General features: G+C 30.0%; 8 protein-coding genes. All 8 read left to right on the plus strand.

Going from position 1 to position 13,530, the window contains the following annotated elements:
• The first annotated feature begins 379 nt into the window (after positions 1-379).
• Complete coding sequence (locus DIS07_RS13385) at positions 380-1,834, plus strand: DUF3360 family protein (RefSeq protein WP_109405762.1); 1,455 nt, start codon at positions 380-382, stop codon at positions 1,832-1,834.
• Positions 1,835-2,284: 450 nt separating this feature from the next.
• Positions 2,285-3,004 (plus strand): hypothetical protein, encoded by a 720-nt coding sequence (locus DIS07_RS13390; RefSeq protein WP_146190738.1) that lies wholly within the window; start codon positions 2,285-2,287, stop codon positions 3,002-3,004.
• Positions 3,005-3,418: 414 nt separating this feature from the next.
• Positions 3,419-4,897, plus strand: coding sequence for a hypothetical protein (locus tag DIS07_RS13395; protein ID WP_109405764.1), 1,479 nt, complete (start codon positions 3,419-3,421; stop codon positions 4,895-4,897).
• A 2-nt stretch (positions 4,898-4,899) separates the two neighbouring features.
• Positions 4,900-6,021: a M43 family zinc metalloprotease gene (locus tag DIS07_RS13400; RefSeq protein WP_109405765.1), complete on the plus strand. Its 1,122-nt coding sequence runs from the start codon at positions 4,900-4,902 to the stop codon at positions 6,019-6,021.
• A gap of 217 nt (positions 6,022-6,238) precedes the next feature.
• On the plus strand, positions 6,239-7,798 hold the full coding sequence (locus DIS07_RS13405; protein ID WP_109405766.1) for a type I restriction-modification system subunit M: 1,560 nt from the start codon (positions 6,239-6,241) through the stop codon (positions 7,796-7,798).
• Positions 7,799-7,849: 51 nt separating this feature from the next.
• Positions 7,850-9,247, plus strand: coding sequence for a restriction endonuclease subunit S (locus tag DIS07_RS13410; RefSeq protein WP_109405767.1), 1,398 nt, complete (start codon positions 7,850-7,852; stop codon positions 9,245-9,247).
• Positions 9,248-9,256: 9 nt separating this feature from the next.
• A complete protein-coding gene (locus DIS07_RS13415) occupies positions 9,257-10,540 on the plus strand; it encodes a hypothetical protein (protein ID WP_109405768.1) in 1,284 nt (427 codons plus the stop codon).
• Positions 10,537-13,413 (plus strand): type I restriction endonuclease subunit R, encoded by a 2,877-nt coding sequence (locus tag DIS07_RS13420; protein ID WP_109405769.1) that lies wholly within the window; start codon positions 10,537-10,539, stop codon positions 13,411-13,413. The genes DIS07_RS13415 and DIS07_RS13420 overlap by 4 nt, the downstream gene beginning before the upstream one ends.
• The last annotated feature ends 117 nt before the right edge of the window (positions 13,414-13,530 follow it).

The following is a 13,530-nucleotide window of genomic DNA, read 5'->3' on the forward strand; positions in this document are numbered from 1 at the left end:
GTTGGTCTAATTTTTTTGTTCAATTTCTGAATTTCAGAAACTCGCTTCTCTCAAACAGTCTGAAATTCTTCAGAATTTTCTCTTCAAAATTCACAACCAACTTTCGGTATGCCGTTGTAAGATTCTTAAACTATATTATTTTTGAGATTGCTAAATGTAAGTTGTTGGGTATGATTTCTTAGGCCGATTAATTAAGGTTAAAATTATTCTATTTTGAGAGGAGTGATGTAATGTGACTCATGATTTAGGGGTATTGCATTCTTTTTTTTATTTATAAAAAAGTAACTACTTTTATAAAACTGACAATTCTCATATTTGAAATACAAAATAGCATTTACTTTTGGCCTCGAAAACAAACAACATACGATACCCATAATTTATGTCAAACAAAAAATCTAACCATTATAAAGAAAATCGAAAGAAATCTAGTGAATTTGATAAAAGAGAAGATTATTTAGAGCATGAGCTTCTGTCTATGAAGTTTAGACGTTGGAAAATTCATTTACCTTTTCGTGACTTTCATATCGAATTTGAAGATTTAGTTCCCGCTTTAGCGGCAACCATTGGAAAAGTAGTTATGGTTACCGCCATGGTGGCAGCTTTTGCTGCACAATTTGGGTTATCCCCAGAATTTATAGCGGAAAATGTACGTTATGAACTCCTGATTGCTGGAGGGATTTTTGTCATTATTTTTTCTGCTATCCTAAATCCTAGAGCCAATTTAGCAGGTACACATGGACCTATGATTCCGCTGATTCCCATTATAGCCGCAGCTGGAGGGCACCCCTTGGCGTTGGGGATTTTGATTGGAGTTTTTGGACTCGTTTTAAGTATTACCAAAGGGGGGTCTAAATTAATGGCGCTTACGGGTATTGGGGTAAGAGGAGGACTTTTAATTTATTTGGGTGCAGTTGGTTTAATTAGTCAGATTTCAAAGTTTGAAACTTGGGCATCACAATCTAGTGCCACCACAGTTTCTTTTGTGGTTATAGCCATTACCATTATTATTTATGCGTATTTGGCAAGAATTAAAAAAAGGTGGTTGGCGATTCCTTTGTGCTCGTTTATTGCAGGGGTAGTTTCTTACCTTATGGGTGTACAGTTTGAGTTTACAACTGCTCCAGGATTGCCTCATATGAATCCATTTTGGTGGTGGGGAGAAAATACGGGATGGAATTTGGGCTGGCCAGATTTTGGTCATTTTATAGCGGTAATCCCTTTTGCTATTCTAGCCGTAGCCATGTGGTCTCCAGATTATTTAGGTCACCGTGTTTTTCAAGAACTAAATTACCCCAAAAAAGCCAAAGATGTGTTGATGGATGTCGATGATACGATGACCGTTTCTTCTATTCGACAAGTAGTTGGTGCTTTTTTAGGTGGTGGAAATATTGCTTCTTCTTGGGGTACGTATATGATTCCGGCTGCTATAGCCAAAAGACCTATTCCTGGTGGAGCAATTTTAACAGCTATTCTGTGTGTATTGGCATCCATCTTTGGGTATCCTATGGATTTAGCCATGTGGGAACCTGTGTTGAGAGTCGCTTTAATTGTAGGGGTGTTTTTACCGTTATTGGAAGCAGGTATGCAAATGGTACAAAAACAAAACGATTCGTTAAGTGCAGGGACTTGTATTTTTGCCTGTGCTTTTGTAAATCCAGTATTTGGTTGGGCATTAACCATGTTACTAGATAATATGGGATTAATTGGCGATCGTGAACGTGCGAAGTCTTTAAGTTTAAAAGAACGTTTGATTATTCCGGGAGTTATGTTTATTATTTGTGTAGTGTCTCTAGCTTTAGTAGGGCAATTACCTGGTATTCCTGGAATGTTTTAGTGTAATTGGTTATATTAGTCATTATTGTTAAAAGCAACTTCGAAAGGGGTTGCTTTTTTTGGTTTTTGTTTTGGAATTGCTTCGCGGGCTCGCAATGACGTATTAATAATATACAAGATTACTTGACTAAGGTTGATAATGATGAGGGTTATACTGTGGTTTAAAAAACGGGTATTTATACTTGTTTTTAAAATGATTTTCATTTCTATATTTGATTTTACAAATTGCTATATTTCTTTCTTATACCTTACCTAATATCATTTGGCCAATGATTAATTCGTGTTTGTATGCTATGCAAACCTATTTATCAATCAGATTGTTTTTTAATGTGTTTTGCATTTTTAAAAGCAGTCATAAAACCTATATATTATGGCTAAACAAAAAGGCTTTATTAAATTAAAGGGTTCTTTAGGAGGGTTGACTTTCTATGAAACACAAGGAAAAGATATTGTGAGAACCACAGGAGGAGTAGATAAAAGTAGAATTGAGAACGATCCAAATTTTAAAAGGACGCGTGAAAACATGTCGGAATTTGGGGCATCTGCTACGGTAGGAAAAGCCTTACGGCAAGGGTTTGGTTCTATTATTAAGAACATTAAGGACAGTAGTATTACTGGACGATTGACCGGTGTTATGAAACGTTTAAATTCTTTGGGGTCTGGCACTCGTGGACAACGTGTGTTTAATATCTTAACAAACAAAATTATTTTAGAAGGTTTTGAATTCAATATTAAAGTGCCTTTCACTACTATATTTTACCCTGAATATACCGCTCCAACTTTAGACAGCAATCGTAGTATTGCTACTTGGGTTGTGCCCGACTTTAATACTTCTAATTATTTGCGAGCACCAGAAGGAGCTACCCATTTTAAATTGGTACTTGTTTCAACTATTTTAAGCAATTATGAATATGTACCTGATTTGAAAAAGTATGAGCCCGTTGTACCTGCAGACAATATTGTTAACGGTATTACTTATAGTGCAGCGATTCCTATTGGTGGGGCAGTAGGGGCAGATACTACCTTATCTGTAGATTTAGGATTTTCTTCGGTTTTACCGGTTACTGTTGCCAATGTTGTTGCCACGGGTATTTTGTTTTATCAACAAATTAATAGTGAATTATATGAGTTGTCGAGTAGTAATGCTATGCGTATTAGTACTATTGGCTAATAAACTTGTCTGTGATAGACAAAACGCATAAGGTTTTAAGAAGCCTTATATAGCGATTGTAGAGGCAACCTTTAAAAGGGTTGTCTCTTTTTTGGCTTTATAGTAAAAGTAAAAAACGTATGATGAAATTGCTTCAATACATACGTAATGACAGATTTGTTGAATCTTATAAATCTGATGAAGTAGAAAGAATCCTAAAAATAGTATGTCTTAGTACTACATGTGTTAATACTCTAGTTGTTTAAGAGTGAGGTTTCTCGTCGTTTCTTTGTTAGGATGATAACGTAGTTTGATTATTGGTTTTTAATTTATAACGTTTAGTGTTGAATGTTGATTTCTTTAGAAATACCTATTTGTAGGGAATTTATAGTAGAAATATACCTATAAATTTGAAAAAAATATAAATTTAATATCATGAAAACTAGATTATTAACATTTGCTTTAGTGTTAACATGCGTTATTAAAACTTTAGGACAAGAAGACTTTAGAACAATTATTAATAGCCCTGTTGTAAAAAATAAAATAAAATTTAATGTTTTAAATGATCAATTAGAATTTTCTTTAGATGATGACACATATAAACCTTTACCAAAAAGTTTAAAACTACAAGGAAAAAGTAATAGTATTATTCTTAATTCTACATTTATTAACCCTTTAAAATATAAAATATCTTTAGAATACAAGCAAATAAATGATGAGTTAGAGGTAGCTGCGACAGAATACTTATCTCAAATAAGTACAACTTTATTATCTATAGGAACAACTAGTTCTGGTTCAATTATGTCAGGTGGTAGAACAAGTGGGGCTACTATAAAGCCTGTGAATGTCACCCTAAAAAACAAACACATGATAGAATTATTTTCTTTCTTATATAGCTTTAACAATGATTTTTTTATTGACGAACCTGTACATGATAAGTTGTTAAATGCCATGAAAAGGATTAATAATACAGGAGAAAAAACTGCAATAGATTATTATAATATGATGTTTGTTAACCTTTGGAAAATGAAAAGCTATGAAAGTATGGATAACACTTTTGAAACCAATAAAAATTTAAAAAGTAAGATAGATAGTATCTTGAAATCTAAAAAAGATAGTATAGCAAATTTAAAATCGGAATTTGAGGCCTTTAAATTTAATAATTTCATTGCTGATGAGGTTCAAAAATCAAATGTATATGGTATTATAGGAACAAAAATTAAAAACGTCGAAGACGACTTTACTAGTTTTGAAAAAACTATTGGAGAACTTAAGGTAAAATACGAGAAGATGAGTTCTAAGTTTGAAGAAATTATTAAAAATACATACAAAGAAAAGGAAAAAGAAACAAGAATAGGAAATATTGCTTTTGAAAAAGGTAAGGTTAATGAAACAACTGTTTATATAACTTATTATGATTTTGATACCAAGACAAAATCATTAAAAGAAAAAGAAAAAAAACAATATGTTATTCAATTAAGAAAATACAAAAAGTTCATTCCAGTTGTATCTAGTGGAATATTGTATACAGATGTAAGTTTTAAAACTTTTGGTACAGCAACTAATGCTATGGGTGAGACCATTATTGAAGAAGGGAATTCTGTAGAGAATGAAATAGCTATTGGAGCTTATTTGAATTTTTATCTAAATAATGGTTGGAACACACCGCTGTTTTTTCAATTGGGTATTGGACCTTCTAAAGAAAGACCTTTACTTTTTGGCGGTATCGGAGTAAATTTAGCTTCAAAATTAAGCTTTTCAACAGGTTTAATATATACATGGCAACCTAATTTAACCGAATTAAAAGTTGGGGATGTAGTTACTGGAACAACAGCTATTGATAATGATATACAATATCGTTTTGCAAACAAGCCTAACTTTTATATTGGCTTAACATATAATTTAACCAAATAATTATGAAAAACCTAAGCTATATTTTAGTATTTATTTTGTTTATAAGTTGTGAAAAATCTATAGATGTCGAAAACTTTAATGATTTTAAAAAATCACTTGATACAATTACCAGCAAATCAACAAAAAGTTTTAATATAACACAACCTTCTTTATACGAAAAAACTGAAGATTACTTTGGAAAATTAAGCCAAAATAAAATAAAAAAGATATTACTTTCTGAAATTGAAACATTGAATTTAAATAATGATATAAAAGTTTCTAGTTCGTCAATGGCCATTTTAAAAGATACTACTCTGTTTCCTATTCGTAAGTGCGGAAGTTACGATACAGCAGATTCTACTGTTGCTAAATATTTTTCAAATGATAAAATGCTTATGCCACAGTTATTAACAGAGGTTTTTGATATTCCAATTAATTTTTACATTATCAAGAAAAGTAATAGAGAACCCGATATAGACTCTTCAGTTTTAAATGAACAAATATCAATACTTAACAATGCTTTTGCCTACATAAACATACGTTTTTCAATAAGAAAAATAGTATACAAGGTTCATAAAAACTGGTATTTAGCCTTTAGCTCTAAAAAAATTAAAGATCGAAAATATAATAATTATTATAATCATATGATTAAAAACATAGACTTTAATAAATCACAATTAAATGTAATTATTAATGGTTGTGAATTACTTGGACAAGCATCATTTCCATTTGATAACACATACAAAACCAAAAAAGATAATATTATAATAGTAAAAAAAACGTTACCAGGTTTAAATGATTCTTTTACAGGAGATACTTTAGTTCATGAAATGGGTCATTTTTTTGGATTATATCATACATTTCATAATACCATTAATTGTACTTGTAAAGATGAAAATAATAATTTCTGTGTAGCAGGTGATTTAGTTTCTGATACTCCTCCTCAAAATTATTGTTGCTTTGATGGGTGTGATACAACAATAAAATCTTGTGATGGTATTACTACTATAGACGTTAAAAACTTTATGGGGTATAATCCAGACAATTGTATGGACCATTTTACGGAAGGACAATATATTAGAATGGAAAAATTTCTTTATAAGAAAAGATTGTATTTGGTTGAGCAAAATTTATTTAATCTTTAGATTCAAATTTTAAAGATAAAAAGCAACTTTTCAGTTGCTTTTTTTACGCCTAAATTTATTTAAAAGTAGAAATTTTTGTTATATCCTTTAAATTCTCTTAGTTGCAAAAAATCTATTCATTTAGTTGTTTGTTAGTTCTTATATTTTTTCTAATTTTAAAGAAAACAAATTGCTATTATTTATGAACCCTATTTCATACAAATTTACACACATTTAAATGTCAGAAAACCAACTACAATTGCATCAAACTTTATGGAATATTGCCAACGATTTACGTGGTAATATGGATGCTGATGATTTTAGAGATTATATACTAGGCTTTATATTTTATAAATATTTAAGTAAAAAAATGGGCTTGCATGCCAATGCTATTTTACAACCCGATGGTTTAACTTATGATGATGTATTGGGTCATGAACAAGAAGCATTGTTATTACAAGAAATTAAATTTTCTTCTTTAGATGCTTTGGGGTATTTCTTGCATCCATCAGAATTGTTTGATGAACTCGCTAAAAGAGGAAACTCTGGGGGAACAAATAAATTCATTTTAGAAGATTTACAAAAAGTGTTGACCAACATTGAGCAAAGTACAATGGGTAGTGAATCTGAAGATGATTTTGGAAACCTTTTTGAAGATTTAGATTTAACCAGTAGTAAACTAGGTAAAACAGAAGAAGCAAAAAACGAACTCATTGTAAAAGTACTCGTGCATTTACAAGGCATTGACTTTGACTTAGAAAACGATGAAAACGATTTGTTAGGTGATGCTTACGAATATTTAATTGGTCAGTTTGCATCTGGAGCAGGTAAGAAGGCAGGAGAGTTTTACACACCACAACAAGTATCAAAAATATTAGCACAATTGGTTACTACTAACAAAGAGCGATTAAAATCGGTGTACGACCCCACTTGTGGTTCTGGTTCTTTACTGTTAAGAGTTGCCAAAGAAGTAAAAGAAGTAGGTGCTTTTTATGGGCAAGAAAGCAACCCAACCACCTACAACTTGTGTAGAATGAATATGATTATGCACGATGTACATTATAAAAAATTCGATATTTATAACGAAGATACCCTCGTAAATCCATCACCAAAACATATAGACAAACGTTTTGAAGCCATTGTTGCAAATCCGCCATTTTCTGCAAAATGGAATCCAGATAGTATTATTAGCGACGAACGTTTTTCGCCTTATGGAAAAATGGCTCCTAAAAGTAAAGCCGATTTTGCCTTTGTACAACATATGATTCATCAATTAGATGATACTGGAACCATGGCTTGTGTATTGCCTCATGGAGTGTTGTTTAGAGGTGCAGCAGAAGGACATATTCGTAAATATTTAATTGAAGATAAAAACCAATTAGATGCTGTTATTGGTTTGCCAGCAAATATTTTTTATGGCACAAGCATACCTACTTGTATTTTGGTATTACAAAAAAACAGACCTACAACAGACATTTTATTTATTGATGCCAGCAACGATTTCGAAAAAGTAAAAACACAAAATGTGTTGACAGATGCACATTTGGCAAACATTGTAGCAACCTACAGAAACAGACAAACCAAAGACAAATACAGTTATGTTGCTAGTTTAGCAGAAGTACAAGAAAACGATTACAATTTAAACATACCACGTTATGTAGATACTTTTGAAGAAGAAGAGGACGTAGACCTTTTAGGTATCTCAGCAGACTTAAAAGCATTAGAAAAAGATATGGCAGCAACAGACAAAACCATTGCAGATTTCTGTAAAGAATTAAATATTGAAACTCCTTTTTAACCGTCATTGCGAACGTAGTGAAGCAATCTGTTAATTAAACTAACAAATTAAATGAGTCAAAGAGATACAAATAATATTAAAAAGCAAGAGCAAAAAGATTGCTTCGTGCCTCGCAATGACAACCAAGAAGTCATTGAAAACGGAGTGAAGCAATCTGCCCATAAAAAAGAGATTGCTTCAGCAAGATTGCTTAGTACCTCGCAACATGAGCTTCGCAATGACGTACGTGTTCCTAAACTTCGTTTTAAAGAGTTTGAGGGTGAATGGCATAAAAAAAAATTAAATACTAAGATTGATTTTATTGCTGGTTATGCTTTTAAAAGTAAAATGATGAAGAATTTTGAAAGTAAATATCAATTACTCAAAATGTCTAATATTTATAAAAGTGAATTACAACTTGATAGAAATCCATCTTATTGGGAAAAAATTGATGATAAGCTTAAAAAATATTTACTAAAAAAGAAAGATATTCTCCTAACTTTAACTGGTACTGTAGGAAAAAAAGATTATGGTTATTCTATTGTTATTCCTAAAAATGATAGATTCCTATTAAATCAAAGACTTGTTTGTTTAAGAGCTAAAACTAATATTAGTGATGCTGATTTTATTAATAATTTGATAAAAACTTCAAAATTTTATTATTCTTTTTTTAATGAATCTAAAGGGGGTACAGGTAATCAAACAAATGTAGGTGTTGATGATTTAAGAAATATAAAATTATTAATTCCATCCTTCCAAGAACAACAAAAAATAGCTTCTTTTTTAGCAGCTGTAGATACCAAAATACAACAACTCACAACCAAAAAAGAGTTATTAGAAAACTACAAAAAAGGTGCAATGCAACAATTGTTTTCTCAGCAATTGCGTTTTAAAAATGATGATGGAACTGATTTTCCTGATTGGGAAGAGAAAAGGTTGGGGGAAGTTGGTAAAATAATAACAGGAAAAACACCAAGCACATCAGACGAAAAATTATGGAATGGTGAAATTCAGTTTATTACACCAACAGATATACAGGAAAATATAAAATTTCAAACACAAACAAAAAGAACTGTAGTTAAGAATAAAAGATTGAATATTTTACCCATTAATTCTATTGTATACACTTGTATTGCTTCAATTGGAAAAATGTGTCTAACAACAAAAGAGAGTATAACTAATCAACAAATAAATTCAATAATTCCTTATCAAAAATATAATTATGAATATGTTTATTATTATTTACTCTTTTTAACTCCTAAAATAAAATCAACACAAGCAAATACAACTTTACCAATAATAAATAAAACCGATTTCTCTAAATTTAAAATAAAAACTCCATCCCTAAAAGAACAACAAAAAATAGCCAATTATTTAAGTGCACTCGATAAAAAAATTACGAATGTAGCATTGCAAATTACGAATACACAAACGTTTAAAAAAGGCTTGTTGCAGCAGTTGTTTGTTTAAGATATAGTTATGAATTATAGAGAAAAATATGATGAAATTTCAAAATTAGATTCAAGACCTAGGGGTTTTGCTTTTGAGAAACTTATTAATGAAATGTTTGATGATTGTAAAATATTAATCAATAAATCATACAAAACAAAAGACCAAAGTCAACAAATTGACGGAGCAATTGAAATAGGTTCTAGAATATTTTTATTAGAGGCTAAATGGGAAAATAGTGGCACTTTAGCTGCTTCTAAATTATATTCATTCCTTGGTAAAATTAACTCAAAACTAGAAGGAACATTGGGGATATTTATATCTCATAATAGATTGAAGGATAATTTTGTGAATGCTATTAGAGATGGATTGAGACAGAATTGTATTTTAATACATGGTGAAGAGAATATAAATGAAATAGTAGATGGTAATTTAAGACTAGATAAATATATTTTACACTGTTACCGAGAAGCATCTACTAAAAACATTGTTGAAATAAGTGCTTCTGAATATATAAGTTTACGGGGTAAGATTGAAACAGATCAAGATAATAATATAAGTAAATCAAATTGGTCAGAAATTTATAAGGAGATTATAAATGAATCTGATGAAAGTGCTTTCGTAAACTTTATGCAACAAAATGAAGTTTTGAATAATGATATACCTAAAAATTTAGTAAATGTTCTTCCACATATTTCATTAGAATTTAATACAAAACAAAAGTTGAAGTTTTTAATAGAAAAGATTGAAGAAGAGAATCTTAATACTTACAAGAATTCAATTAAAAATAAATTAACTGGAGATTATTGGAGAAAATTCTCTCAAGATGAGATTATATCAATTTTAGTTTCAAAATTAGATTTAAACCAATCTGATTACAAGGAAATAATATTAAATGTTACTTCGAATTTTAATGGTGATTGGGAATTAGAAAATGATGCTTCTAGAATTTTAGGTGCTTTGTTCGATAAACTTGATGATGATAATAAAAAATTAATTGCTAAAAAGTTTCTTACAATTTATTTAGATGATTTTAGAAAAAGTAAATTTCAACAAAAACAATTTGCAAATAAAGTTTTTAGAGAAATAAAAAATAATAACAATTTATATGAGCTATTTTCAGATCATATAATTAAGGAATTAAAAAATGAAAAGAAAGTAGAAGAGATTTGGATTAAAGAAGGTTTAATTACACCCGAAGAGTTAAAGAAAAGATTAATAAATAGGATATTATCAAAGTACAGTAATTTTTATATTGATTCAGAACGCGAAAAAATAAAAGAAGATTTACAAAATAAATATGATAGTTTATGAGTAAACAATCCGAATTACAACTAGAAAACAACCTAATCAAACAATTAGTAGGATTAGACTATAAAAAAGCAACTATTTTAGATGGTTCTGCATTGGTCGCCAATTTAAAAAGTCAGTTAGAGCGTTTCAATCAACTTACATTTTCAAATAAAGAATTTCAAAAAATATTAAATCATTTAGAAAAAGGAAATGTTTTTGAGAAATCGAAAACTTTAAGAGGTCGTTTTCAGTTTGAAAATGATAATGGAGAAGCAACCTACATTCGTTTTTTTAATAGCGAAAATTGGAATGACAATTTGTTTCAAGTCACCAATCAAATCACACAAGAAGGTACTTACAAAAATAGATATGATGTGACGTTGTTGGTCAATGGTTTGCCTTTAGTTCAAATAGAACTTAAAAGACGTGGTTTAGAAATAAAAGAAGCGTTTCATCAAATTAATCGCTATCAAAGACATTCTTTTTGGTCTAATCACGGGTTATTTCAGTATGTACAACTGTTTGTCATCAGTAATGGAGTCAATACCAAATATTTGGCAAACAATGCTTTACAATCTGTAAAACAAACCTTTTATTGGGCAGATGAGAACAACAAAAACATTAAAGAATTACCCGATTTTACAAACGCATTTTTAAGCCCAGACCATTTGGGTAAAATGATTGCTAAGTATATAGTTAGAAATGAAACGCATAAAATTTTAATGGTATTAAGACCTTATCAATATTATGCTGTAGAAAAATTAGTAGCACAAGTAGAAAACACTACAGAAAATGCATATATATGGCATACCACAGGTTCTGGTAAAACGTTGACTTCTTTTAAAGCAAGTCAGATTATTATGGACTTACCTTCTGTAGATAAAGTGTTGTTTGTGGTAGATAGAAAAGATTTAGACTATCAAACTATGAAAGAATTCAATTCTTTTAAGAAAGATAGTGTAGATGTTACCAATAACACAAGCAGTTTGGTAAAACAATTAGCAGATGAATCTAAATTGGTGTTAACTACCATTCAGAAGTTGAATAATGCCATTTCTAAAAGTCATTATGAAAACCAATTATCTAGCTTAAAGAATAGGAGAGTGGTACTTATTTTTGATGAATGCCATAGAAGTCAATTTGGAGAGACACATCAAAAAATAACCGATTATTTTACAAATTCTCAATTATTTGGCTTTACAGGAACACCGATTTTTGCTGACAATGCATCCAAAAACGATTTAGGTAAAAGAACGACCAAAGATTTGTTTGGAGAATGTTTGCACAAATATGTGATTACAGACGCTATTGATGATGAAAATGTCTTAAAATTTGGTATTGAATATATAGGAAGATACAAACAAAAAGGAAGAACTTTACTAGATATTGAGGTAGAGGATATTGACAAAGCAGCTGTTTTTAAGGATGAAAGAAGGTTACGTAAAATTGCAGATTATATTATTGCCTATCATAGTGCCAAAACTTTTGACAAAGAATATTCTGCTTTATTTGCAGTCAGTGACATTAAAACCTTGATAAAATATTATGAGATTTTTCAAGAAAAGAAAAGGGCAGGAGCACATAATTTAAGAATTGCGACCATCTTTTCTTATGGTGCCAATGAAGCGAATGAAGATGCACAAGATTACCTTCCAGACAATGAGACCTTAACAGCTGCAGAATCTGAGATTGATTATACCTCTACAAGTCATTCTAGAGAAAAACTAGATGCTTTTATTGCAGATTATAACAACATGTACAATACTAGCTTTTCTACAAAAGATAGTGTTCAGTTTGAGAATTACTTTAAAGATATTAGCAAGCGATTAAAAGACCGAGAAAAGAAAACTTTTAACGACGCCAAAGATAGATTAGACATTGTTATTGTCGTAAACATGATGCTAACAGGTTTTGATGCTAAGAAAGTAAACACGTTGTATGTAGATAAAAACTTAAAACATCACGGATTGATTCAAGCCTATTCTAGAACCAATAGAATTTTAGGCGAAAAGAAATCACAAGGTAACATTTTATGTTTTAGAAACTTAAAAAAGGCTACAGATGAAGCCATTACCTTATTTTCTAATAAAAATGCAAGTGAATCGATATTTGTTCCACCTTTTGAAAACATTGCAGAAAAATTTGATGAGGCTTTAGAAAATTTATTAAAAATAACACCAACGTATCAAAGTGTGGATGATTTGGTAGGAGAAGACCAAGAATTGGCTTTTGTACAAGCGTTTAGAAGGCTTTTAAGAGCAAAAAATGTGTTAGAATCTTATGTAGATTTTGATTGGGAAAATTTAGGAATTGATGAACAGACTTTTGCCAATTACCAAAGCGAGTATTGGGATTTACACGATAAAGTAAAAAGTAACAATCAAACTAATAAAGTATCTATTTTAGATGATATTGATTTTGAATTGGAATTGATTCATAGAGATCAAATAAACGTTGTTTATATATTACAATTACTATCAAAATTAAAAACTGCTGATAAAAATGAAGTAGCAAAACAAAAAAAAGCCATTATAGATTTGTTGGGTGGTGATGTAAAATTAAGAAGCAAACGAGAACTTATCGAAAAATTTATAGAAGAAAACTTACCAAATATTTCTGATGCAGACAGCATTACTGATGAATTTGAAAAATATTGGCAAGAACAAAAAGTAAAAGCGTTAACTAAAATTTGTACGGAAGAAAACTTAGACCAAGCACAATTTAATTCTTTGATACAAAGCTATACCTATAATGGTCAAGAACCCATTAGACAAGATATTTTTAAATGTTTAGACAATAGACCAAGCATTTTAAAAGCGCGTGAAATTGGTGATAGGATATTATCTAAAATGAAAAAATTTATTGATATTTTTATAAATGGTATGTCTGCCTAATTGTTTTTTAAAGCCATTTCACTATGGCAAATTATTGTTACAAATACTTCAGTATTCACGAACTCAAAAAACTAAAATTATAAATTCGTGAGCAAATGACTTTCTTTATAAATGAAA

This window comes from Polaribacter aquimarinus (genome assembly GCF_003129485.1).
Classification (GTDB): Bacteria; Bacteroidota; Bacteroidia; order Flavobacteriales; family Flavobacteriaceae; genus Polaribacter; species Polaribacter aquimarinus.

Coding starts and splice junctions, on each gene's coding strand:
- DIS07_RS13420 (WP_109405769.1), top strand. CDS start 10,537: ATGAGTAAACAATCCGAATTACAACTAGAAAACAACCTAATCAAACAA.
- DIS07_RS13395 (WP_109405764.1), top strand. CDS start 3,419: ATGAAAACTAGATTATTAACATTTGCTTTAGTGTTAACATGCGTTATT.
- DIS07_RS13415 (WP_109405768.1), top strand. CDS start 9,257: ATGAATTATAGAGAAAAATATGATGAAATTTCAAAATTAGATTCAAGA.
- DIS07_RS13410 (WP_109405767.1), top strand. CDS start 7,850: ATGAGTCAAAGAGATACAAATAATATTAAAAAGCAAGAGCAAAAAGAT.
- DIS07_RS13405 (WP_109405766.1), top strand. CDS start 6,239: ATGTCAGAAAACCAACTACAATTGCATCAAACTTTATGGAATATTGCC.
- DIS07_RS13400 (WP_109405765.1), top strand. CDS start 4,900: ATGAAAAACCTAAGCTATATTTTAGTATTTATTTTGTTTATAAGTTGT.
- DIS07_RS13385 (WP_109405762.1), top strand. CDS start 380: ATGTCAAACAAAAAATCTAACCATTATAAAGAAAATCGAAAGAAATCT.